The sequence below is a fragment of the Ruegeria sp. CDSA034 genome, from assembly GCF_059612275.1.
The window spans coordinates 1-22,884 of the sequence record NZ_JBXWQH010000005.1 but is presented as its reverse complement, the minus strand read 5'-3'; the positions used below and the strand labels follow the sequence as shown (position 1 = coordinate 22,884).

At 56.2% G+C, this 22,884-nt stretch carries 22 protein-coding genes, 1 tRNA gene and 1 pseudogene; 13 read left to right on the top strand and 11 right to left on the bottom strand.

The features are described from left to right. Nucleotides 1-40 precede the first annotated feature (40 nt). On the bottom strand, nt 41-742 hold the full coding sequence (locus AC2FLJ_RS10735) for a PspA/IM30 family protein (RefSeq protein ID WP_496699880.1): 702 nt from the start codon (nt 740-742) through the stop codon (nt 41-43). Nucleotides 743-855: 113 nt separating this feature from the next. On the opposite strand from AC2FLJ_RS10735, the gene AC2FLJ_RS10730 reads away from it, so the two are divergent. The 4 genes from AC2FLJ_RS10730 to AC2FLJ_RS10715 all read left to right on the top strand — a co-directional run bounded on the left by AC2FLJ_RS10730 (nt 856) and on the right by AC2FLJ_RS10715 (nt 4,420). After that, the gene (locus AC2FLJ_RS10730) at nt 856-1,449 is read left to right on the top strand and encodes a TetR/AcrR family transcriptional regulator (protein ID WP_496699879.1); all 594 of its coding nucleotides are present in this window, start codon (nt 856-858) and stop codon (nt 1,447-1,449) included. Between the two features lie 114 nt (nt 1,450-1,563). After that, nucleotides 1,564-2,553, top strand: a complete 990-nt coding sequence (locus AC2FLJ_RS10725) for a TRAP transporter substrate-binding protein (RefSeq protein WP_496699878.1) — start codon at nt 1,564-1,566, stop codon at nt 2,551-2,553. Nucleotides 2,554-2,626: 73 nt separating this feature from the next. Then, nucleotides 2,627-3,145, top strand: a complete 519-nt coding sequence (locus AC2FLJ_RS10720; RefSeq protein WP_496705727.1) for a TRAP transporter small permease — start codon at nt 2,627-2,629, stop codon at nt 3,143-3,145. Nucleotides 3,146-3,148: 3 nt separating this feature from the next. Further along, a complete protein-coding gene (locus AC2FLJ_RS10715; protein ID WP_496699876.1) occupies nt 3,149-4,420 on the top strand; it encodes a TRAP transporter large permease in 1,272 nt (423 codons plus the stop codon). Between the two features lie 127 nt (nt 4,421-4,547). Here the strand turns inward: AC2FLJ_RS10715 and AC2FLJ_RS10710 are convergent, their stop codons facing one another. From AC2FLJ_RS10710 to AC2FLJ_RS10700, 3 genes are all read right to left on the bottom strand, one after another. Beyond that, nucleotides 4,548-4,913, bottom strand: a complete 366-nt coding sequence (locus AC2FLJ_RS10710; protein ID WP_282171019.1) for a cupin domain-containing protein — start codon at nt 4,911-4,913, stop codon at nt 4,548-4,550. A 73-nt stretch (nt 4,914-4,986) separates the two neighbouring features. Beyond that, the gene (locus AC2FLJ_RS10705) at nt 4,987-6,519 is read right to left on the bottom strand and encodes a phospholipase D family protein (RefSeq protein ID WP_496699875.1); all 1,533 of its coding nucleotides are present in this window, start codon (nt 6,517-6,519) and stop codon (nt 4,987-4,989) included. Between the two features lie 293 nt (nt 6,520-6,812). Further along, nucleotides 6,813-7,028, bottom strand: a complete 216-nt coding sequence (locus tag AC2FLJ_RS10700) for a hypothetical protein (RefSeq protein ID WP_496699874.1) — start codon at nt 7,026-7,028, stop codon at nt 6,813-6,815. A gap of 241 nt (nt 7,029-7,269) precedes the next feature. Between AC2FLJ_RS10700 and AC2FLJ_RS10695 the strand changes: the two genes are divergently transcribed. Continuing rightward, on the top strand, nt 7,270-8,199 hold the full coding sequence (locus AC2FLJ_RS10695; RefSeq protein ID WP_496699873.1) for an autotransporter domain-containing protein: 930 nt from the start codon (nt 7,270-7,272) through the stop codon (nt 8,197-8,199). 67 nt (nt 8,200-8,266) lie between these two features. On the opposite strand, the gene AC2FLJ_RS10690 is transcribed toward AC2FLJ_RS10695, so the two are convergent. Beyond that, on the bottom strand, nt 8,267-9,283 hold the full coding sequence (locus tag AC2FLJ_RS10690; protein WP_282152749.1) for a Fe(3+) ABC transporter substrate-binding protein: 1,017 nt from the start codon (nt 9,281-9,283) through the stop codon (nt 8,267-8,269). 266 nt (nt 9,284-9,549) lie between these two features. Here AC2FLJ_RS10690 and AC2FLJ_RS10685 point away from each other — a divergent pair, with 266 nt between their 5' ends. Next, nucleotides 9,550-10,761, top strand: a complete 1,212-nt coding sequence (locus AC2FLJ_RS10685; protein ID WP_496699872.1) for a GTP-binding protein — start codon at nt 9,550-9,552, stop codon at nt 10,759-10,761. Beyond that, nucleotides 10,758-11,411 (top strand): annotated as a pseudogene (locus AC2FLJ_RS10680) (DUF1826 domain-containing protein). Before AC2FLJ_RS10685 ends, AC2FLJ_RS10680 begins: the two are co-directional and overlap by 4 nt. 107 nt (nt 11,412-11,518) lie before the next feature. On the opposite strand, the gene ykgO reads toward AC2FLJ_RS10680, so the two are convergent. Both ykgO and AC2FLJ_RS10670 read right to left on the bottom strand, forming a co-directional pair. Further along, nucleotides 11,519-11,644 (bottom strand): type B 50S ribosomal protein L36, encoded by a 126-nt coding sequence (gene ykgO, locus AC2FLJ_RS10675; RefSeq protein WP_005648635.1) that lies wholly within the window; start codon nt 11,642-11,644, stop codon nt 11,519-11,521. A gap of 93 nt (nt 11,645-11,737) precedes the next feature. Then, nucleotides 11,738-11,812: transfer RNA gene (locus tag AC2FLJ_RS10670), tRNA-Val, on the bottom strand. A 149-nt stretch (nt 11,813-11,961) separates the two neighbouring features. Between AC2FLJ_RS10670 and AC2FLJ_RS10665 the strand changes: the two genes are divergently transcribed. Next, complete coding sequence (locus AC2FLJ_RS10665; protein WP_496699870.1) at nt 11,962-12,822, top strand: N-formylglutamate amidohydrolase; 861 nt, start codon at nt 11,962-11,964, stop codon at nt 12,820-12,822. 2 nt (nt 12,823-12,824) lie between these two features. Here AC2FLJ_RS10665 and AC2FLJ_RS10660 read toward each other — a convergent pair whose 3' ends face one another. After that, a complete protein-coding gene (locus AC2FLJ_RS10660) occupies nt 12,825-14,078 on the bottom strand; it encodes a DNA polymerase IV (RefSeq protein WP_496705722.1) in 1,254 nt (417 codons plus the stop codon). A gap of 88 nt (nt 14,079-14,166) precedes the next feature. On the opposite strand from AC2FLJ_RS10660, the gene AC2FLJ_RS10655 reads away from it, so the two are divergent. Then, entirely contained in the window at nt 14,167-14,574 is a 408-nt protein-coding gene (locus tag AC2FLJ_RS10655; protein WP_058271371.1) for an NUDIX domain-containing protein, read from the top strand. 307 nt (nt 14,575-14,881) lie between these two features. Here the strand turns inward: AC2FLJ_RS10655 and pyrF are convergent, their stop codons facing one another. Continuing rightward, nucleotides 14,882-15,601, bottom strand: coding sequence for an orotidine-5'-phosphate decarboxylase (gene pyrF / locus AC2FLJ_RS10650; RefSeq protein WP_496699867.1), 720 nt, complete (start codon nt 15,599-15,601; stop codon nt 14,882-14,884). 149 nt (nt 15,602-15,750) lie between these two features. Between pyrF and AC2FLJ_RS10645 the strand changes: the two genes are divergently transcribed. Further along, complete coding sequence (locus tag AC2FLJ_RS10645; RefSeq protein ID WP_058278562.1) at nt 15,751-16,071, top strand: hypothetical protein; 321 nt, start codon at nt 15,751-15,753, stop codon at nt 16,069-16,071. Nucleotides 16,072-16,198: 127 nt separating this feature from the next. Beyond that, nucleotides 16,199-18,817: an ATP-dependent chaperone ClpB gene (clpB, locus tag AC2FLJ_RS10640; RefSeq protein ID WP_496705719.1), complete on the top strand. Its 2,619-nt coding sequence runs from the start codon at nt 16,199-16,201 to the stop codon at nt 18,815-18,817. 69 nt (nt 18,818-18,886) lie between these two features. Here the strand turns inward: clpB and AC2FLJ_RS10635 are convergent, their stop codons facing one another. Together AC2FLJ_RS10635 and AC2FLJ_RS10630 are read right to left on the bottom strand one after the other, a co-directional pair. Further along, entirely contained in the window at nt 18,887-19,813 is a 927-nt protein-coding gene (locus AC2FLJ_RS10635; protein ID WP_282171009.1) for a class I SAM-dependent methyltransferase, read from the bottom strand. A 130-nt stretch (nt 19,814-19,943) separates the two neighbouring features. Further along, the gene (locus AC2FLJ_RS10630; RefSeq protein ID WP_058278565.1) at nt 19,944-20,759 is read right to left on the bottom strand and encodes a cyclase family protein; all 816 of its coding nucleotides are present in this window, start codon (nt 20,757-20,759) and stop codon (nt 19,944-19,946) included. Between the two features lie 336 nt (nt 20,760-21,095). Here AC2FLJ_RS10630 and msrP point away from each other — a divergent pair, with 336 nt between their 5' ends. Further along, the gene (gene msrP, locus AC2FLJ_RS10625) at nt 21,096-21,998 is read left to right on the top strand and encodes a protein-methionine-sulfoxide reductase catalytic subunit MsrP (protein WP_496705716.1); all 903 of its coding nucleotides are present in this window, start codon (nt 21,096-21,098) and stop codon (nt 21,996-21,998) included. 4 nt (nt 21,999-22,002) lie between these two features. Then, a complete protein-coding gene (gene msrQ, locus AC2FLJ_RS10620; RefSeq protein WP_496705714.1) occupies nt 22,003-22,617 on the top strand; it encodes a protein-methionine-sulfoxide reductase heme-binding subunit MsrQ in 615 nt (204 codons plus the stop codon). Nucleotides 22,618-22,884: the final 267 nt, after the last annotated feature.

The following is a 22,884-nucleotide window of genomic DNA, read 5'->3' as shown; positions in this document are numbered from 1 at the left end:
TTCCTTTCAATTTCTCTGTTGGTTCAATTCAGTTCGGTCGTCAGCTCGATTTCGATTTATTAGATTTCTGCGCCTTCTTTTTCAGGCGATCGAGAACGTCGTCAGCGTTTGACCGCAAAGGCTTGCCGCACCCGGCTTCGGCCAACTTGTCGCGAATGTGCTCGGCCGAACCCGTTGCTTCCAGCTCGGTCATGGCGCGCGCGGTGGCGTCCATCTCGCTTTGACGCTCTTGCAAACGCTGCAAGGTGTCTTCCGCCTCGCGGAGTGTGGACAACCCACCGTCGGGCGCGACTTGCTGAAGGCGCTGCGTCTTGTCCGTGGCTGTGGCAAGGCGCTGACCACGCTGTAACTGCCTTAGCCGGGTTTCGGCCTCGCGCAGGACAGTGCGTAGGCGGCTGATCTCGGTTTCAAACCGGGCCTGCGCTTGCGTTGACACGTCACGCTCTGCCTCAAGATGGGCGATTGTCTCGGCAGCATCCCGGGCCAGATCCTCGCGGTCTTGTTGCAAGGCATCCAGCGTGCGCGTTTCGAGGTCCGCGATCTGTTGGGTCAACCTCTTGTGCTGTTTGATCTCTTGTTCGTTCTGCGCCATTGCGACGGCGACCGCCTTGCGCGACACCTGAATGGCATGGGCGCAATCCCGGATTTGCTGACGCAAAATGGGCAGAGCGTGACGATCCGTAACAACGGTTGCCGCCTCAAAGGCCCGGCCTCTTAACAAAGTGGCAAACTGTTTGAACATCTTTGGCTCCTCGTTTATGAACATTGTTCATGAAATGACTATGCGATGATTCTGAACATTGTTCAACAGAAAAAATGAACGATGTTCATAAATTTTGAGCCTGCGAGGTTTAAATGGCAGAAAGTAAAAGAGAAATTCTGAAAAAAAAGATCTTAGATGCTGCGGAAAAGCGTATTGAATCGCAAGGTTTGGCCGCTCTGCGCGCACGTGACATCACAAAAGATGCCGGGTGTGCGCTGGGCAGTCTTTATAATGCGTTTGAAGATCTGGACCTTCTGATACTGGCGGTGAACTCGCGCACACTGGCGCGTTTGCACGTCTCACTACAAAACGCCCCCGCATCGCAGGAGACGCCCAAGGAAAAGCTGCTTGCACTTGCGTTGGCTTACCTGGATTTCGGTACCGAGAACCCAAACCTATGGGCCGCTTTATTCGATCACCGGATGCAGCCGGGCGTACCGGTCCCGCAATGGCACCTTGAGGAACACGCGGTGCTCATCGCCGAGATCATCGCTCCGTTATCGCAATTGAACCCTCAGTTGGACGACGACACCTTGGCTTCGCGTGCACGAACTGTGTTTTCTGCCGTGCACGGCATAGTAAAGCTATCGCTGGAAGGTCGCTTCGTCGCGTTGGACCCGGATGCGGTACAAGCTGAATTGTCCGAGTTCATGTCCCAATATCTGCAAGGGTATCAGCTAGGGTAGATTTTTTGATTTCCCGAATTTGGATGCATATGGAATTGACATTAATGCCATCGCATTGCGACGCTGCCAAACAAGTTAAGAAAGCGGAAAATCCGAATATTCTACGGAGGAATCATGCGTAACATGTTTAAGGCGGCGTTGGCTGTAACGCTCATCGCGTCGGCTCCGATCATGGTGCAGGCCGAAACAATCATCCGAGTCACGTTACAGTTGCCAGAGACTCATTCGCTTGGACAGAACTGGATCGCGTTCAAGGATATCGTTGAAGAGAAGTCCGGCGGTGAGCTAACGGTTCAGTTGTTCCCGTCAGCGCAGCTTTACAAAGATAAGGAGGTTCCAGAAGCAGTGGGTACAGGCGCTGTCGAAGCCGGTTCGGCGTTTCTTGGCCGATTTACTGGGGCGGTCCCAGCGGTAGACGTTGTGAACCTGCCCTTCTTTTTCCGTGATGAAGACCATCTGCGGGCGGCCGTTGCCACTGGATCACCAATGCGCAACATACTGGATGCCGCTGTACTTGAGGAAACCGGGGCCAAGGTTCTGTGGTGGCAGGCGTTTGGGCGTAACGTCTATTTGTCGAACGGGTCTGCCATCCGAACACCCGCCGATCTCAAGGACCAAAAAGTCCGGACCTACGGTAAGGTGATTGGTTGGACGGTCGAGGCGCTTGGTGGCGCACCCACGCTGATGTCGGGGTCCAAACAGTTTCTGGCCTATCAGCAGGGTGCTGTCGATGTGGGAATGACAGGTGCGTCTGCCGTGAAGTCACGAAAACTGCACGAAGTGATGGATCACATGACCTTGTCATATGACAGTGCCATCGAATTTGTCGCCGTCATGAACAACGACTTTTTCGAAAGCCTTTCGCCTGAGCATCAGCAGATCATTCTGGACGCCGCCGCTGAGGTCGAACAGCAATTGCGTGACGCGATCTACGCAGAAGAAGATGCAACGATCGACGAAATGCGCGGCCTGATGACCGTGGTCGACCTGACCGATGAAGAGCGTCAGCAATGGATTGAGGCGACCTCGAGCGTTTCTCAGCGTTTCGTCGATGACGCAGGCGATACAGCCGCCGAAGTGATTTCAGTCGTGTCCGGAATGTAATCCCTTCTTCATATTGTCAAAGCAAGCGGACATCTCTGGTTCGGTTGCTTCTTCTCTTGGCGAGGCGCTCCGAATGCTGCAAGCCCTGACCAGAACCGTCGATTGGCTGTCTGAACTCTTCGGTATTGTCGCCGGATGGATGTTCTTTGCCATAGGAATTTTCGTGGCTTACGAGGTCTTCATGCGCTACGCGCTCACCAGCCCGACGGTCTGGGTGGATGAGGTCGCAAGGATCTTTCAGGTGTGGGCTACTTTTGGCGCGACAGCCTATGTTCTAAAGCACCGCCAGAACATCGTCATTGATTTGGCGTTCCGGGATGCGAACACGCTTAGGCGCCGGATTGTCGAGACGTTTTCGTTGCTTGTTATCGTGTTCTTCGGATGCGTCGCCGCACGGTATGGCTGGGACATCTGGCTGAAATCCACCCTCGCCGGGCACACGACGGACAGCTACCTTGCTGTACCCAAGGCCTATACTCAATCGGCGATCTGGGTTGGGTTTGGTTTGCTGTCACTTCAGGCTTTGGTGGAAATCTACCGGGTGTGGGCGGGTCAGGCGAACCTGCAAAGCCATGAACTTGGGGGTCACTGACCCTTGCAAACCATTCTGATCATCGGGGCCCTGCTGGGTTTGCTACTTTTGCGCGTGCCCGTCGCCTTTGCCATGGGCGCACTTGGCGTTGTGCTGTTATGGCTGAAAGGGCTCCCACTGATTGCCGTACCGCAGCGCCTATTCGGGACGATGGACAGTTTTGAACTTTTGGCCGTGCCTTTGTTCCTGCTCATGTCAAACGTGCTGTTGAAAGGCGGCGTCGGACGGGATCTCTTTGCCAGTGTGCAGGCTTGGGTCGGGCATTGGCCCGGGGGATTGGGCGTAGCTACGATCAAAAGCTGCACGCTTTTTTCCGCGATTTCGGGATCCTCGGTGGCGACGGCGGCCACAATTGGCACCGTCGCCATCCCCGAGATGGAAAAGCGCGGCTATGACCGTCCATTCATCTTGGGACAACTCGCCGCCGGAGGAACCCTGGGCATTCTGATCCCCCCATCGATCCCGCTGATCATCTATGGCGTCATTACCGAGACTTCGATTCCAACGCTTTTCCTTGCCGGAATTGGACCTGGCTTGTTCCTTGCAACGCTCTTTATCATCTACGCCATGCTTTATGCGCGCGGCAAAGAGAGCTTAAAAGTCGAGCGCATGCCAATGAAACAACGGCTGCTGGTGACATTAAGTGCGCTTCCGACTGTCATCTTGGCTATAGCAATCATTGGATCAATCTATGCAGGAATAGCCACGCCATCAGAAAGCGCGGGCATAGGGTTCGTGATCGCGATGGTCATAACATTCGCGATGGGAAGAATGAACTTCGCAAAACTGCGAGAAGCCGTGCATGATTCACTGATAACCACCGTGATGATCTTCATCATCGTCGCGGGTGCCAAAGTTTTTTCTTACGCCATTACTTTGTATCTGATTCCGCAATCGATCAGCAGCTTTCTCACTGAAAACATCTCAAACCCGACGATATTTATCTTCGCGGTCGGGCTTGTGTTGCTGATTATCGGCTTTTTCCTCGAAGCACTTTCCATGATGCTGATTATGGTTCCGGTGCTCTTCCCTGCGCTTGAAGCCATGGGAATTGATCCGATCTGGTTCGGCATCTTTTTCGTCGTCCTGATCGAGACAGCGCTAATCACTCCGCCGGTCGGATTGAACCTGTTTGTTCTTCAGGCTGTCGGAAAGGCGCGCCTTGAAGAGGTTATTCAAGGGGCCATCCCATTTGCATTCATAATGCTGACAACGGCCGTGTTGTTGTGGTTCTGGCAGGATTTAGCGCTTTGGATTCCTTACAAGCTGTTCTGACGGCAAAAGCGGCGCACTCTATGGATTCATCCAAGCAGCCATACCCGGAAACCGCCAGGTCGAAACGGTGCCGTCCGACGGTGAATATTTCGCCTGGGGTTTCGTATACGGCCTCGGATCGCCCAAGTTACTCGAGCTGAATTATGACGGCTTCAAAATCCTGATCGCTTGTGACCCTGGTGTGGTGACCCTTTCCCACCTTGTCTTCCATGTGCCACACGTCGCCGGGGCCGATGTCACGATAGTTTCCATCGCTTGCAGTGACGCGGATTGTGCCTGCAAGGCATATCAGCCTTTGCGCCACCGGGGTCGGATGGATAGGCTCGTTCCAACCGGATCGAAGCCGCAGGAACATTGTCTGTTTGACGCGCTCTGGCTCGGATACCTCGATGGCCTGCGCGGGCGGGGCGAAACTCCGTTCCTCGAGGTTGACGTCAATGTCATCCCAATGGCTTTCGCCAGCAGCATCGGCATAAAGCTTGCAATACTTCACGGTGAACGTCCTTTCAGCTTTTCGCAGCGGTAAACCTAAGAATGATCGGTCGCGTTAGTCGTTACTTGCGGGCCTAAAGCTGTGACCCGATCGGTAAAATACTCAGAAAACCAGAGACGATGTGATCCCAGACCGACCCCGTGGGCTCGGAATCGTATTCCAGTATTTCCCCGTCCGCTCCTCGTGTTCTCCATTTAAGCTGGCCTGCGCGTTCCAACGTCACCTGGTAGGTGTAGGCGGGCAGGGCCGCGTCCAATGCACCCATCGTTTGAACGGCCATCGCGGGAGAGTCGATCAGAATGCCCATTTCGGTATTGATGTTCACAGACCGCGGGTCCCAATTGAATGAGCCAACAAAGAGGTAACGGTCGTCGATGGCAAAAGCCTTGGAATGCAGGCCGGATCGGGATTGTGCCCAGTTGATACCGCGACGTTGAACCTGATAGGCATCTGGCCGCAATTCATAAAGCTCAACACCACCGCGCAGCAACGCTCTGCGTTTCTTGGCGTAATGCGCATAGACCGGCACGACGTCATTTGACCCTAAGGAATTGGTCACGACCTTGACGTCCACACCGCGATTTTCCAACTCGGTCATCCATCGGACGCCATTGTTGCGCGGCACGAAATAGGCCGAGATGATATTTACCTCGCTGCTGGCAATTTCAAAATACGGCAGCAATTGCGATGCAAGAATGGGGTCGGACGTTTCAACGCCCGCAGCTTTTGAAGGCGGGTCCGCATACAAACGCGCAGGAACCCAATTCAGCCGCAGCGCGCCGTCGGCAAAATTCTCTTGCGCGGATTTCCTGAGCGCAGCGCCGTACTGGGTCTGTTTTGCTTCCTCCACCAACTCATTCAGCCTTGTGCGCGCATCGTTCAGGTCAAACGGTTCCGGTTGTCCAACAACCACGCGTGCGGGAACGGCAAATTCACTGTTCCAATAGGCGTCAAAGCTCTGGGAAACTTCAGTCACGACTGGGCCTGCCGCCAGCACGTCCAGATCGGCATAGTTCATTTCTTCCCGGGCCAGGAAATATTCGGCCCCAATGTTGCGCCCACCAACAATCGTGAACATGTTGTCTGCGGTCATGGATTTGTTGTGCATCCGGCGATTGATGCGTTTGAAATCCGTCAGTCCCGCAATCAGCAGGCTTTGATCCCGCCAAAAGGGGTTGAACAGCCGAATCTCGATATTCTCGTGATAGTCCAGCGCTGCGGTCATAGCGTCGTAGCTAGACGTGTCCATGTCATCCAAAAGCAGCCGGACACGAACGCCCCTGTCTGCCGCCTGCAAAAGGCTGGCCGCAAACAGGTGGCCCGTGGGGTCATTGTGCAAAAGGTAGTACTGCGCGTCGATGGTACGCTCAGCTGCAGCGGCCAGCAAAAGCCTTGAAACCAGCGCTTGTTCCCCATCACTGATCAGTTTTACCCCGGACCGCCCGTCCTTGGGATCGCCAAGCCGGTTGGCCGCGCGCACTAGGGCGCTGTTTGCGGGGGCCGCAAAGGACGACGAAACGGTCTTTTCGTAACTTCGCGTTTTGGGGGCGCAAGCGGCAATGGCCAGCGTACCGCACAGACAAACCACGACGGCCCATGGCTTCATCGACATTCTCCCCCCGTTCCATCTCAGGTGACTACGCTTGTGGGGGTGATTGCAAGTTTGTTTCCGGATTCGCCGGGTCGTTTCCTAAGCCTGTGTCGTTTGGGCGAAACCCCAGAAGGCCTGCGCAGGGGTGTTCCCTGATCTCGTCGTTTTCAATTGAAGACGGAGTCTCGGATACCGAAGTTGAAGGTTTTTTGCCGGGTTTTGCAGGTCCGATCGGCGCCCCAATTCTGACCATAAAGCACCTAACTGTATCATGGCACCGGCACCGTCCCACAGATGGGCGACGAGCATCAGGTTCGGGGTTTGCGGCTCAGCAACCCGTATTTCATAGCCCAGGATCGGAATGAACGACGTTTGCGTTTTTCTGATTTCACTGCGCGCGTGGACTGTGCGCCGCCTTGTCGATTGAATTCGTACACATCAATCACCCTCTCGGCACAGCCGCAGGCTTCACCCATGCCAACTTTGGCAAAGTAGAACTTCTCGAAACTTTCCGGGTTTTTCATGACAAATCTCCTGACACGATTGAACCCGTTTCGGGGGAAAATACCAAATCACATTCGGGATGGTCGCTGAAAACGTCATCGCGACCGAGTGTTTCCAAAATACAAGTCCTCAGAATTCATGGCCGCGAATTCGTTGTTTTAGTTTTTCGTAAACAAAGACTGGGTTACGATCTTTCAAACGCATTGCGCGTCAATAACGATGCGCTTGGCAGTCGACAAAAACCGACAGGCGAACCCGCGATTGAAAAGACTTGTTGCGTACACATCGTTTTTGATCTGGAGTTTCGCCCAGCCTGCCACCGCGCAAAACCTTGATCCAGACGCCTCTGAAGCCGCCGCCCGCGCCGCGCTTGCGGTGCTGAGCGTCGCGGCCACACCGAACGAAACACTATCGTCCTTGTCCTTTCTGAGCGCATCTGGTGACGCGAGAAATCTGCGGTCCACGCAGCTGCGCGGCGGATTCAAACCGTTGGACAATGGCCTGTATCTAGAAGGCCAGTTTGCGTATCAGAATTATAACCCGCTGGTGATTTTTCCCGAGATTGGCTCTGATACCGAGCTGGATGTGACGTGGTCAAGCATCGCCGCGACCCTTGGCGTCGGGTGGGAGCTTCCGCTTACCAATAACTGGTACATCCGGCCAGTTGCGCATCTGTCGCTTGGCCATGTCACCACCGATGCGGTGTTTTCCAATTTTCCGCTGTTTCCGTCCCGTTCGAACGGGGCAGGCGCAGTGGACGGTAACCTTAACGCCTTTGGTGTCGGGGCGTCCCTGAGCGTCTTTCGCGAGGCACAATTCGGCCGTTGGGAGGCCGAGTACAGGTTGCGTCAGACGTTTTTGGAGTTCTATCCGATAAACGAACCGCAAGCGGGGGATGCCCGCGCAAATTCGAACCAGACGACGTTGTTTTCGCGCTACCGTTATCCACTTGATAAGGTCAAGCTGCTGGGCCGTCCGTCCAAGTTGGTTTTGGATGGGGGCGTTGTGCTTTACCACGGCGACAGCGCGATGGTGTTGGATACGGATTGGCTGGCGACGGTCGGTGTCGGAATTGAGGTCGATACCACAAAGATTGGGCTGCCCGCCGTCGAGGGCGCGCGCGTCATGCTGAACGGCGTTATCGCCGATTCATTTTCCGGGTTTTCAGTTGGGTTTGGGGTGCGGTTCTGAACCAGCCACCAAAGGAAAAGGGCGCAGAAAACCTGCGCCCTTCATACTGCTCTGGTTTTTGCCTGGATTATTTCCAGCCGGCTTCGTTAAAGATCTTTTGTGCTGTCGGCAGGTTTTCGGCGACGTCGGACAGGACGACCTCATCCGCTTTGAACTCACCCAGCGATTTCACCGAGTCCGCAAGTGCGACGCCTTCAACTGCGGGGAATTCGTCATTGCCGGCCGAGAAATATTGCTGGGCGCTGTCGCTTGCCAAATATTCGAGGAAGAGAACGGCATTCTCTTTGTTCGGTGCATTTGCAGCCACACCTGCACCGGACAGGTTCATATGCGCGCCATAGCTGTCCTGGTTCGGGAAGACCCAACCGATTGCGTCGATATCGGCCGAAACACCTTTGACATCTTTGCGGATTGCACGCGCAAAGTAATAGGTGTTTGAAACCGCGATGTCGCATTCGCCGGATACGATACCCCGCAGTTGGTCGGTGTCACCGCCCTGTGGTTCACGGGCCATGTTGGCCACGATGCCTTCGGCCCATGCCTTGGCGGCCTCGGGACCTTCATGGGTGACGATCGAAGCCAACAAGGTCTGGTTATACGTATTGCTGGACGACCGGATGCAGACCTGACCCTTGTATTCGGGCTTGGCAAGATCGGCATATGTCGCCGGCGGGTTGGCGACGTTTTCCTTGTCGAAGAATATAATGCGGCCACGCTGCGAGAAGCCGAACCATTCATTGTCGCTATCCTGAAGGTTGTTCGGGATGCGCTCTTCCAGAACGGCGCTTTCGATCGGTTGCAAAATGCCTGCATTCTTGGCCCGTGAAAGGCGCGAGGTGTCGACGGTCAGCAAAATATCCGCGGGCGAGTTCGCGCCTTCGGCTTCCATCCGCGCGATCAGCTCATCGGCTTTGCCTTCGATGCGGTTGATGGTGATGCCGGTGGCCTTTTCGAAATCACTGTACAGGTTTTCGTCGGTGTCATAGTGGCGCGAGGAATAGAGGTTCAACTCACCCTCAGCAGCGGCAGAAGTGGCGATCAAGGCCGACAATGCGGCGGCGAAGCAGGTAGAGGATTTGAGCATCATAACTCCCAACATTGAAATGTGCGGCGTAGTAATCCGACTGAAATTGTCAATTAAACGATTCCCGAGAGGATGCAAGGAAATCTGACAAAATTAGTTGGTCAAATGGTCGCTGTTTTATTCCGCGTATTTTCAGGTTGCCCAGATGTGGCACGATATCTATTGACAAAATGTAATAACATAACGATAGATTGTACGCCGTATCAGAGGTTTTCGCCCAAATGATGCGCCTTTTCACCTGAGTCCTTCAAATAGGTAGACACCCAATGACCGACACCCGCCTTCCCGTAACTGTTCTGTCCGGATTTCTTGGCGCAGGCAAAACGACATTGTTGAACCGCGTTCTGAACAACCGGGACGGCCGTCGCGTTGCCGTGATCGTCAACGATATGTCCGAAGTGAACATCGACGCTGACTTGGTGCGCGCCGACACTGAACTATCCCGCACGGATGAGACGCTGGTTGAGATGTCAAATGGCTGCATCTGCTGTACCCTTCGCGACGATCTGCTGGACGAAGTTCGGCGATTGGCCGGCGAAGGTCGCTTTGACTATCTGCTAATCGAATCCACCGGGATTTCTGAGCCATTGCCTGTCGCCGCGACGTTTGATTTCCAGGATGAGGCCGGCGTAAGCCTGTCGGATGTTTCGCGCTTGGACACAATGGTCACGGTGGTCGATGCGGTTAACCTGTTGGAAGACTTCTCTAGCCACGATTTTCTGGCCGATCGCGGCGAAACGCTCGGTGAAGAGGATGAACGCACGCTGGTCCATCTGCTGACCGATCAGATCGAATTTGCTGACGTGGTTATTCTCAACAAGATCGCCGATGCCGGAGCAGAAAGAGTAGACGCCGCGCGGAAAATCATTCGAAGCTTGAACGCTGACGCAAGGATTATCGAAACGAACCACTCGGACGTGTCAGCCGATGAAATCCTGGATACCGGCCTGTTCGATTTCGAAAAGGCGCATGAACATCCGATGTGGGCCAAAGAACTGTATGGGTTCGCGGATCATGTACCCGAAACTGAAGAGTACGGCGTCACCAGCTATGTATACCGCGCGCGACAACCCTTTGTGCCAGAGAAGATTCTGACGATCTTGAATGGCGATCTGCCGGGCGTCATCCGTGCAAAGGGGCATTTCTGGATCGCGACGCGCCCGGATTGGGTTGCCGAATTCTCATTGGCCGGTGCGCTGTCCTCGGTACAGCCACTGGGCACCTGGTGGGCGACAGTACCCGAAGAACGCAGACCAGATCACGAAAGCGCGCGGACCTATATGCAAGCGCATTGGCAAGAGCCCTGGGGCGACCGGCGACAAGAGATCGTCTTCATCGGCAGCGGAATAGATTGGCCCCTGCTCAAAGCCCGGCTTGATTCTGCATTAGTTCCTGCCGCAGCCGCGGGACGCCTAGAAGATCTTCCCGATCTGCCCGACCCATTCCCAGTTTGGCGTCGGTCAGAGGCTGCAGCATGAATTTGGTGCGTGAAGTCGTCAAAGATGCCGCAATAGGTGTCGGCATAGCAGAAACGCCCGAGGACTTGTCGGTCATTCACAACCCCGGTTGCGCCGCTGCTATTTGGCGGCGCGACCCCTTGCCAGGCTTTCAGAGCTGGATCAACAAGTTGGATCCCGCACGCCTGCCCAAAGCGCGCGTGATCCTGCGCCCCGAGACAGTGCGCAGCGCGATGGTTGAGCTGGGCGAGGCGCATGGTACGCCCGAAGGTCTGGAACGTGACTTGTTGTTGGATGACGTTGCCGCGATGGCAACCTTGTTTGCTGGTCTTATGGAAGCAAAATAGCTTCGCCTGCGTTTGGATGTGGTAAACACAAATGCCTGCCGCAGGTTTCACATCGACGCAGTCACGTCGCGTTTGGTCTGCACCTATCGAGGGACTGGAACGCAATACGGAATTTCAAACGATGGCAACGAGCCGAAACGTGTTTTCACCGTGCCAACAGGTGCGCCGATACTGTTGCGCGGAACGCTTTGGCCGGAAAGTCCGAAGTCCGGGCTTTTGCATCGTTCGCCACCAATTGAGGGAACAGGTGAAACACGGCTGGTGCTTGTTCTTGATCCTGTGGCGGACCCGGATAATGAACCCGACCATCTGTTCGCCCACTGATTTACGGGTTTGCCTTTGACCGTTCCGGTCTTTTTTGCGCATCAATCGTTCGAACAAAAAAAACCGCGCTGAGAAGCGCGGTTTTTCTTTAACGGTATGTGCAGTTCTTAGCCCTGGCGAGCTTTGAACTTGCGCTGCGTCTTGTTGATCACGTAGACGCGGCCTTTGCGACGCACAACACGGCAATCACGGTGCCGGTTCTTGAGCGAGCGGAGCGAGTTCTTGACCTTCATGGGTCTGTCTCCAATCTGCGGCGCCTTCATCAAGGACGTGGCCAGCGCCTGGGTTTGCGGGTGTCCCGGGTCAGACCCGAAACAGTGAATAGATGGTGGGCGGTACAAGGATCGAACTTGTGACCCCTTCGATGTCAACGAAGTGCTCTACCGCTGAGCTAACCGCCCACTTAACCTTTGCGGTGCCCTGCCCCATAACGAAATGGGGCGCGGAACCCCGCGCCGGTAGCGGGGTCTATAAAAGGAGTCGCAAAGGGGTTCAAGGGGTTTGGTAGAACTATTTTCCGGTCTATGTTCAATGCGAACAAGGAGTCACCATGAAGAACGCTGCTTACGTATTGGATATGCCCGTCAAGCGCACGTCTTGCGTTGTTTTTTCTTCTCCTCACAGTGGCCGGAACTACCCTGAAGCGATGCTGAACCGGACGGTTCTGAGCCAGAATGTGATTCGATCTTCGGAAGATGCATTCGTGGATCAGTTGTTTTCCGCAGCGACTGACCATGGTGCGCCCCTAATATCCGCAACAAAATCAAGAGCCTATCTGGATCTTAACCGCAGTGCTGAGGAGCTGGACCCGGCTTTGATCCAGGGCGCGCGCCGCCACGGCCATAACCCGCGTGTCGCTTCGGGGCTGGGCGTGATTCCCAGGGTCGTCGCCAATGGGCGCGCAATCTATCGCGGGAAGCTGACGATGGATGAGGCGCGTCTGCGCATCGACACCTGCTGGCGTCCTTATCATGCGCGTCTCAAGTCGCTGCTGGCCGAATCGCACGCGGCTTTTGGTCAGGCCATTTTGATTGATTGCCATTCGATGCCGCATGAAGCGGTTTCGATGGCCAGTACGACCACGTCCCAGCGCCCGCAGATCGTGTTGGGTGACAGATTTGGCGCTTCGGCTTCGACCGAGATTGTGGACCGGATCGAATCCGCGTTTGCCTCGGCGGGTCTGATCGTGGCGCGCAACGCGCCCTTCGCCGGCGCATACGTTACGCAGACCTACGGGCGGCCAGGGCGCAATCAGCACGCTATCCAGATTGAGATCGACCGATCTCTGTATATGGATGAGGTCAAAATCGCGCCGAACGGCAATTTCGCAGCGTTTCAGGACATGTTGCGGCAGGTCATACGGGAAATCTCGGGTATTGGCCGCGATCCGTTGCGTCTGGCCGCCGAGTAACCTCAGCGCAAAGCCCGGCCTTTGACAATCGCATCCGTTCCGAATCTGCGCCGGATTTCATCCGTTGCGCGTTCCGCCTGAGACCGCCTTGATGCGTCGGGATCCAAAAGGTCCCCCGAGATGTCCGCCTGATCTTCGGGGCACAGATCGGATATTCCGCAACCCAACAGACGATATGGCCCTTTGTCGCCGACCTGATCGAATAGCCCACGTGCGGTGCGGTAGATGCGGTCTGCGATCTGCGTGGCGTCCCGCAACGAGACACGTCGGGTGATGACCTTGTGGTTTGCTTGTTTAAGTTTCAGGGTTACGACCCGTCCGGCCAGCCCTTTGGCTTTGGCGCGATCCGCAACTTTTTCGGACATGCGCCACAGATGCCCATCAAGGATGTCCAGGCTGGCTGTATCCTCGAAAAACGTGGTTTCGTTGCTGATCGACTTCATTGGCTCGTGCGAAGACACGCGCCGTTTGTCCTGACCGCGCGCCAGATGCCATAGCCGATACCCCATAGATCCGAAGCGGGCTGTCAGTGCCTCCTGATCCCAGCGTAATAAATCCGAGAAGGCGCGGATGCCGGCACGATCCAGCGATTCCTGTGCCGCCGGGCCGATACCCCAGATCAGGCGCACCGGTTTGTCATACAGAAACTCGGCGGTCTCAGCTTCTCCAATAACTGAAAACCCACGCGGCTTGTCCAGATCTGAGGCGACTTTGGCTAGAAACTTGTTGTGCGACAGACCGATCGAGCCTGTTACACCTAGTTCGTCTTTCATCCGCTTAACCAGCCTTGCCAGCATGGCCGCAGGTGGCGCGCCATGCAGTCGCTGCGTACCGGACAGATCCATGAATGCTTCGTCCAGTGACAGCGGTTCGATCACAGGGGTCAATTCGTCCATCATGGCTCTGATCTGGCGTGACACCTCGGCGTAGACCGACATGCGAGGCTTGATGACAACGGCGTCCGGGCACAGTTGCAAGGCTTTGAACATTGGCATCGCAGAGCGGACGCCGCGAATACGCGCCACATAACAAGCGGTCGAGACGACACCGCGTTTGCCGCCTCCGATGATCACCGGTTTGTCGGCCAGATCGGGATTGTCCCGCTTTTCAACCGAGGCATAGAATGCGTCGCAATCCATATGCGCGATGGACAGGTCGAACAGCTCGGGGTGCGTCTTGATCCGCGGGCTGCCGCAGGAAGGGCAGCGCGCTTCCTGTTCCAGAATCGAAAAGCAGTCGCGGCATAAAGCGGGCATTACATTTACATCTCAGTTTTATGCGCTTTGTCATATCAGGCGTTACTGGCTAAAATTTATCTGGTCGGGCAGCAAAGAGAAAGCGCTCATGCAATTCACGGGGGCGAAGGTCGCACTGTTTCTTGGATCGGACCTGTTGGTGATTCAACGGGACGACAAGAAGGACATTCCATTCCCGGGCTATTTCGACTTTCCCGGCGGTGGGCGCGAAGGGGCAGAAACGCCGCTGCAATGTGTCAGGCGCGAAACACTGGAAGAAGTCGGTCTGCACCTCGCCAAGGCTGATTTTGTCTGGTCGCGCATGTATGGGCAAAACTGGTTCTTCGCAGCACACCGGCCACCTAGCGACGTCAACCTGATTAGGTTTGGCGATGAGGGGCAGGGATGGTGTTTGATGTCGCCGGACATTTACCTTGAGAATGCATTGGCGGTGCCGAATTTCGCGATCCGCCTACGTGACTACTTGGTCCAAGGTAGGCCGTCTTTTGACATGTGAGGTTTTCAGAAGAAGACCCCCCGCGATTGGCGGGGGGAGGTGACGGACCTCAGGAAGAGATGGTCCGCGGGGAGTATCACGTCTCCAGAATCGCGCAAATTCCGGGATTTAGATAGGATCCAGATCACACAGCGAAAACTCGCATATCTCATGTGTGTTTTGGGGCACAGGGACGATTTGGCGCGGAAATGGCAAAAAGTGACGTAAGGTCAACTGCTTGAGTCGCAGAAATCGACAGTAATTGCCTGCGCGGACGCGGCCATCCGGCATCAAACCCTAAAAATTTTAACCTGCAAGGCGTCGAGAATTAAGCCCTGTTCGGTGCTTTTGCCTGCGATGAGGCCAATTCGGCAAGGATTGCCTCGGCAGCAGCTTTAGGGTCGTCAGCCTGATAGACAGGTCGGCCCACGACGATGTGGTCCACGCCATCTGCGACGGCATTTGCGGGTGTAGCAACGCGTTTCTGATCGCCAAGCGCGGCACCTGCGGGGCGGACGCCAGGGGTCACGATCAGACGACCTTCGGCCTGGGGCAGGGCACGGATTAGCGCGGCTTCTTGCGGGCTGGCGATGACGCCGTCGGCACCAGCCTCAAGCGCGCGTGCAGCGCGTTCGACAACCAGATCCTGAACGTCGCCCTCTTTCAGAAGGCTGGCATCCAGGTCGTCGCGGTTCAGCGAGGTCAGGATGGTAACGGCCAAAATCTTGAGGTCTTTGCCAGCGGCCCCTTCTTTCGCGGCCTGAACCACATGCGGATCACCATGCACCGTCAGGAAATCCAGATCGAATTGCGCCAGCCCGCGAACGGCGTTTTCGACGGTGTTACCGATATCGAACAGCTTCATGTCTAGAAAGATGCGCTTGCCGTGTTCCTGTTTCAGTTCATTGGCCAATGCCAGCCCGCCACCGGTCAGCATGCCCAGCCCGATCTTGTAGAAGGAAACGCTGTCGCCCAGTTGTTCGGCCATGGCCAGCCCCTGCAGAGCGTTGGGAACATCTAGGGCTACGATCAGGCGATCATCGGACATGGGGCAGGCTCCTTTTTGGCAAACGTCTGCGTCCTAGCGGTTTCGGACGGCTGTGTCCATGCAGGGCGCGCGGGTGATCGAGATCACGCAGCTTTGGGCCAACTGTGATATGGTGCCGACCATCCACAAGAATTATCGATGGGGGAACTATGAAACAGGTTTTTGGTGTTGGGATTATTCTGATCTTGGTGGGATGTCAGGATATGCCACTAGAAAATGAGGCGGCAGATACGGTCATCAAATCTCCGACCAATGAAAATTTGCGGTTGGTGGGGGGGTACCGTTCGACCGACGATGACTGCCAATTGACGGGTGAGACGTCGTTTACGGTCAATTTTCTGGATGATGCAGCAGACCTTGTTTCCTGCCCGACGGGCAGCGACGCCGCGGAATCGCTGGTGGACATGTACGCCGCGCGCGAGGTTGCGCAGACCGGAGGCTACACCGTCTATTCCATACCTCGACGATAAGTCTGAAATTGCGCGCCAGCCTCTTGAATGAACAAAGATATTTCCCAGATTGAATGTGAGGCCCAGACCGACGCGTGCCGCCAAGCGGGCGCATCACATTCAGGGCGCTTAGGAAAAGGAGAATACTATGGACTTGAACAAGTTCACCGAGCGGGCACGGGGATTCGTGCAGGCGGCGCAGACGATTGCGCTGCGCGAGGGGCACCAGCGACTGATGCCCGAACATCTTTTGAAAGCATTGATGGATGACGATCAGGGGCTGGCCAGCAACCTGATCACACGCGCCGGCGGCGCGCCGACCCGCGTGGTCGAAGCGCTGGACGCCGTGCTGTCTAAGATTCCGAAGGTTAGCGGTGATGCGAGCCAGATTTACATGGATGGCCAGACTGCCAAGGTTTTTGCAGAAGCCGAGAAAATCGCGACCAAAGCAGGCGACAGCTTTGTGCCGGTCGAACGCGTTCTGATGGCCCTGTGCATGGTGAAATCCAAGGCCAAAGAGGCGTTGGAAGCCGGTGCCGTATCTGCTCAAAAGCTGAATGAAGCGATCAATGACATCCGCAAGGGTCGCACGGCTGACACCGCATCGGCGGAAGAAGGCTATGACGCGCTCAAGAAATACGCGCGTGACCTGACCGAAGCCGCAGCTGAGGGCAAGATCGATCCGATCATCGGGCGCGATGAAGAAATCCGCCGCTCGATGCAGGTTCTGTCGCGTCGCACCAAGAACAACCCGGTTCTGATCGGGGAACCCGGCGTCGGTAAAACCGCGATTGCCGAGGGCATGGCCCTGCGCATCATCAACGGTGATGTGCCGGAGTCGTTGAAAGACAAGAAGCTGCTTGCGCTCGACATGGGTGCGCTGATCGCCGGTGCAAAATACCGCGGTGAGTTCGAAGAACGCCTCAAGGCCGTTCTGACCGAGGTCACCGAGGCCGCCGGTGAAATCATCCTGTTCATCGACGAGATGCACACGCTGGTCGGTGCCGGGAAATCCGATGGCGCGATGGACGCCGCCAACCTGATCAAGCCCGCGCTTGCGCGAGGTGAGCTGCATTGTATCGGCGCGACCACGCTGGATGAGTATCGCAAATACGTGGAAAAAGACGCGGCCCTTGCGCGCCGGTTCCAGCCGGTTGTGGTACAGGAGCCGACTGTCGAGGACACGATCAGCATCCTGCGCGGCATCAAGGAAAAGTACGAGCTACACCACGGTGTGCGTATCTCAGACTCGGCTTTGGTGTCGGCAGCGACCCTGTCGCATCGCTACATCACTGATCGCTTCCTGCCCGACAAGGCCATCGACTTAGTCGATGAAGCGTCGGCTCGCTTGCGGATGGAAGTGGACAGCAAGCCAGAGGAACTCGATCAACTGGATCGCCAGATTCTGCAGATGCAGATCGAGGAACAGGCGCTGAAGCTCGAAGATGATGCGGCCTCCAAGGACCGTCTGGAAACCTTGCAAAAGGATCTGGCCGATCTGCAGGAGAAATCTGCCGAGATGACCGCCCAGTGGCAGGCTGAACGCGACAAGCTTGCTGGCGCGCGCGATCTGAAAGAGCAACTCGACAAGGCGCGCGCTGATCTCGAGATTGCCAAGCGTGAAGGCAACCTCGCCAAAGCGGGTGAGCTGTCCTATGGCGTCATCCCAGAGCTTGAGAAAAAGCTGACCGAGGCCGAAAATGCCGAAAGCAGCCAGATGATGGCTGAAGAAACGGTGCGTCCGGAACAGATCGCTTCGGTGGTTGAACGCTGGACTGGTATCCCGACCTCGAAGATGCTGGAAGGCGAGCGCGAGAAGTTGCTGCGGATGGAAGACGATTTGCATTCCCGCGTGATCGGTCAGGATGCGGCGGTCACTGCTGTGGCCAATGCTGTACGTCGTGCGCGTGCGGGCCTGAACGACGAAGGCCGCCCGCTGGGCTCGTTCCTGTTCCTCGGGCCCACTGGTGTAGGTAAGACCGAGCTGACCAAAGCTGTGGCAAACTTCCTGTTCGACGACGACAACGCGATGGTGCGTATCGATATGTCCGAGTTCATGGAGAAACACGCGGTTGCCCGTCTGATTGGCGCCCCTCCGGGCTATGTCGGCTATGACGAAGGCGGCGTGCTGACCGAAGCCGTGCGGCGCCGGCCCTATCAGGTCGTTCTGTTCGATGAGGTCGAAAAGGCGCACCCGGATGTGTTCAACGTGCTGTTGCAGGTTCTGGATGATGGGGTTCTGACCGATGGTCAGGGCCGTACCGTGGACTTCAAGCAGACGTTGATCATCCTGACGTCGAACCTCGGCTCTCAGGCGCTGAGCCAGTTGCCCGAAGGTGCGGACAGCGCGCAAGCCAAGCGTGATGTGATGGACGCGGTCCGGGCGCATTTCCGGCCCGAGTTCCTGAACCGTTTGGACGAGACGATCATCTTTGACCGGCTTAAGCGGGAAGACATGGATGGCATTGTCGATATTCAGATGGCGCGTTTGCAGAAACGCTTGGCCGCCCGCAAGATCGAGCTGGTCTTGGATGGCGCCGCCAAGGAATGGCTTGCCGACGAGGGCTATGACCCAGTCTTCGGTGCCCGTCCGCTCAAGCGGGTGATCCAGCGTGCCTTGCAAAACCCGCTGGCCGAGGCGTTGCTTGCTGGTGAGATCAAGGACGGAGAAACCGTCCCTGTAACCGCCGGGCCCGATGGCCTGATCATTGGCGATCGGCTGGGCACGTCCGAGCGTCCGCGTCCAGATGATGCCGTGGTGCACTAAACCGAACAAAGGCCCGCTTAATTGGCGGGCCTTTTTTTATTTGCGATTGTAGCCCTAAAACTATGCTGTTCAGGCAGGTCGCAACCGAACCAGAGAAAATGAGGAGGCGTCCAGAGCGTTCATCGGAAAATCCATTGTCTCTGGACCCAACCCCAGCTCGGCCAGATAGCTTTCGGTCCCTTTGCGCCCAAATATGTGCTCAAGCACAGAAAACCCTTGTTGGGTCGCGTAGGTGCCAACCTCATCAGGCGAGATGTTGAAACGAAATGGTTCACCGACCCCGGCCACGGCCTTCCCAATACTATCGACTTCTTGTTGTGCCTGCGACGCTGCAGCGGTCGAAGCGTAGGTCGTCAGAAATCGCGTTTCCTTCGCGCCATTTGACCGGATCATTGCGTAAACGTCCGCAACTTCGGGCGGCGCCACATATTCCAGCGAAACCTCGGCAATAAAGACTGTGCCCATTTCGTGGTCGTAGCCGAGGGACTGCAACTTTTCGAGAGTTGCCTCACGGGAGAAATCAACTGCGGTGTATTGAACGTTCGGCGGTACGCCAAAATTGGCACTGACCAACGACCGCTTGGCTTCGATGGTTTCGGGGCGGTCGACCTCGAAAACCGGAATGTGGCTGTGACCGTTGGACAGCCTCAGGCCAAGCGTATCGAGGCCCGCGCCAAGCACAACGATCTGACGTGCACCATTCTTGATCGCAGTAAGCGCGCGGCTTTGCATGAACGTCTTGCGCCACAGGACCGACGCGACAAGGCGACGAGCCACCGAGCGATCATCGGCGAATTTAAGCACGGCGTCCCAATCGGTTGCCTGGTCCAGGACCTCGGGCCCTTCCACTGACCCGTTTCGAAATAGCTGTTCGGCAAATGGGTCGTAGAATACGCGTCGGTATGTCGGGTTACGGTTTACCAATGCGCAAAAGGCGCAAACCCCAAGGGCGGTGCGGCTTAGTCCGGGAATTGAGCTTTGCGGAACATAAAACATATGAAACTCACCGTGGTTGCATTCACAGGAACAGAGTTTGAATACCCTGACAACCAGCAGAGTTCAGATCACTCCGTCAATGTAGCCGGCTTTCGGGAAATTGAGCCCGCCAGGCAGGCGGGCCACTTCATTAAATCATCGCGAAAATACGCGCAGGTCCTCCGGTGCCACCGGCGTGTTTCGGGGCACCAATCACAATCGTCGCGCCAGCGGCCGGCACACGATCCAAGCCTGCGATATTCTCAATTCCGAAACGGCCCGTGGGCAGCCATGCATAGTGAGTTGCGAAGTCGGTTGAGATGCCGTGGTCGAGGGACAGCGTGTCTGATGCAATAGAGCGCGCGCCGGTCTCTTCGATCAACATCATTGCGGCTTCGGGGTGGAAGCCGGGGTAATGTTGTGCCTGACCGTCGAAACCGCGATAGGCGTCGCTGTCGGCTTTGGCGGCCCAACCGGAATACAAGGCCACGCAAGCGCCATCAGGAATATCGCCGTTGGCAGACATCCACGCCTTCAGATCATCCGGGGTTAGCAGCGTATCAGCATCCTCGGCGGCCCGGGCCGCGATGTCGACGACGCATAGCGGCGCGACAAGATCAGAGACCGGGATTTCATCCACCGAGGCACCGTCCGCCGAAAAGTGCAGTGGCGCGTCGATATGGGTGCCCGTGTGTTCATTGACCGTCAGGCGCTGCAGGTTAAAGCCGTGTTCGCCGAAATTGAAAACCTGTTCGGAGGCATATCCCGGCTCACCAAAAAAAGTTGGGAAATCGGCGCTGAGCGTGTGGGTCATGTCCTCAACCTTGCCCACACCAGCGGCCAGGGCAATTGGTGCACTGGCTCCAGTGGCGGCAACGGCCACACCAGTGGCGGCGGCGGCTTTGAAGAACCCTCTTCTAGACAGCATACGGTCTTTGACCGCGTTCATCACGCAGATGTCACACATTCGTCTTCTCCCTTTAGTCTTGCCCGACAATCGGGTGGACAGCGGATCTAAGGGCCTGTTGGCCAATCCTGGCAACAAGACTGCAAGTTGCGTGAAGCAGTTGTAAAGATTGAAGGTCCGGGTATTCCGCCTGAATTGGGCGTTGCGAGTTCAACTTGGCGTGACAGGTGCTAACGGTTTTGGCGCAATTCGCCCTCGGGGATGTCTGAGGTGGTTTGGTATGGACTTGGCGTGAATCGTTACAGTCTCGTCTCCCAATCGTGACGCATGTTGCCTTGGTGGTGTGGTATCAGCGGATTATCTGGAATCTCAGGCTAGCTTACCAAGGAGACTTAAATGGCGCATCGCTGGACCAATACACTGACACATGCCGACGTCACGCCACAGGCGGCGTTTTTGAATCGGCGGCAGGTGATGGCCGGCCTGGCGGGTGTAGGATTGGCGGGGCTGACCAGACCGGCAGCGGCGCAGGAAGCACTTGAACCCAACACTTGGGAAGAGATCACCTCGTACAATAACTACTACGAATTCGGGACCCGCAAGGACGATCCCGCGAAATACGCGCATACCCTGGTGACCGAACCCTGGAGCGTCACGATCGACGGTCTGGTCGACAAGCCGGGTGAATATGACTTCAAGGACATCATGTCCGAAATGACGGTCGAAGAGCGTATCTACAGATTCCGCTGTGTCGAGGCCTGGTCGATGGTCGTCCCGTGGAATGGCTTTGAACTGGCGGACCTTCTGAATATGGCTGGCGTACAAGAAGGTGCCAAGTATGTGGCCTTTGAAACGGCATACCGACCCGATGAGATGCCGGGCGTTCAGTTCCCGATCCTCGAATGGCCATACCGGGAAGGCTTGCGCCTGGATGAGGCGATGCACCCGCTGACTATTATGGCGACTGGTATCTACGACAAACCTATCCCGAACCAAAATGGCGCGCCGCTGCGTCTGGTGGTGCCGTGGAAGTACGGTTTCAAGTCTATCAAGTCTATTGTTCGCATCACCGTTTCGGATGTCGAGCCGCCCACCAGTTGGAACATGTCTGCCCCGCGCGAGTATGGCTTCTATAGTAACGTGAACCCCAACGTGGATCATCCGCGCTGGTCGCAGGCCTCGGAACGTCAGATTGGCGGCGGTCTCTTTGCCAAGCGTATCCCGACGCTGATGTTCAACGGTTACGAAGAAGAGGTCAGCGGACTTTACGACGGTATGGATCTGAAGGAATTCTACTAAGACCATGCAGACGCTGAATCAGATATTGCGCCGCATTCCGGTGTGGCTGGTCTACTTCCTGGGGGCGCTTCCGGCGCCCTGGCTGTTTTACCAGGGGCTGACCGGCGGTCTGGGCGTGGATCCGATTGAGGCGTTGGAGCACCGGTACGGCGAACTCGCACTTCAGCTGTTGATCGTCGTGTTGGCAATATCGCCGCTGCGGCGGTTTTTTGGGCTGAACCTGCTCAAGTTCCGCCGGGCGCTGGGCGTGCTGACCTTTGCCTATGTCAGCCTGCATCTTTTGGTGTGGCTGGTGTTGGACGTGCAGCTTCCCAGCCAGATCTGGGCGGATATCTTGAAGCGTCCCTATATTACCGTCGGCATGGCAGCGTTTATCCTGATGATCCCGCTGGCGGTAACATCAAACAACCTGTCCCTGCGCAAATTGGGGGCCCGTTGGCGCATCCTGCAGCGGCTTGTCTTTCCCGCCGCGATTCTGGGCGGGCTGCACTATGTCATGCTTGCCAAGGGATTTCAGATCGAACCGCTGGTCTACCTGTCTCTGATCGTTAGCCTGATCATGCTGCGTATTTCGGTTTCCGGCCTGCTGACTCGGTTCCGCGCGGCCGATTCCGCCTGACTTGGTACCGAGTCTGTGGGTAACTCTGTCTAATACTCCAGATTCGCTGCCAGCCACTCTGTCGATCGCTTTGTTTGGAATGGTCGTCGCTTGGTAATATATTGTTTTTATGCAATAAATTAAGAAAATTCGGTTTTTTGTAAGTTTGTCTAATTTTCTGCTTGCGGACTTATGCGGTTATACTTAGAACCCCCTTCACCGGCGCTGCTGAGGCGGCGCTGACGGGTCGGAGAGACGGCCGGACGCATCGGAGAGACGGTGGAGACG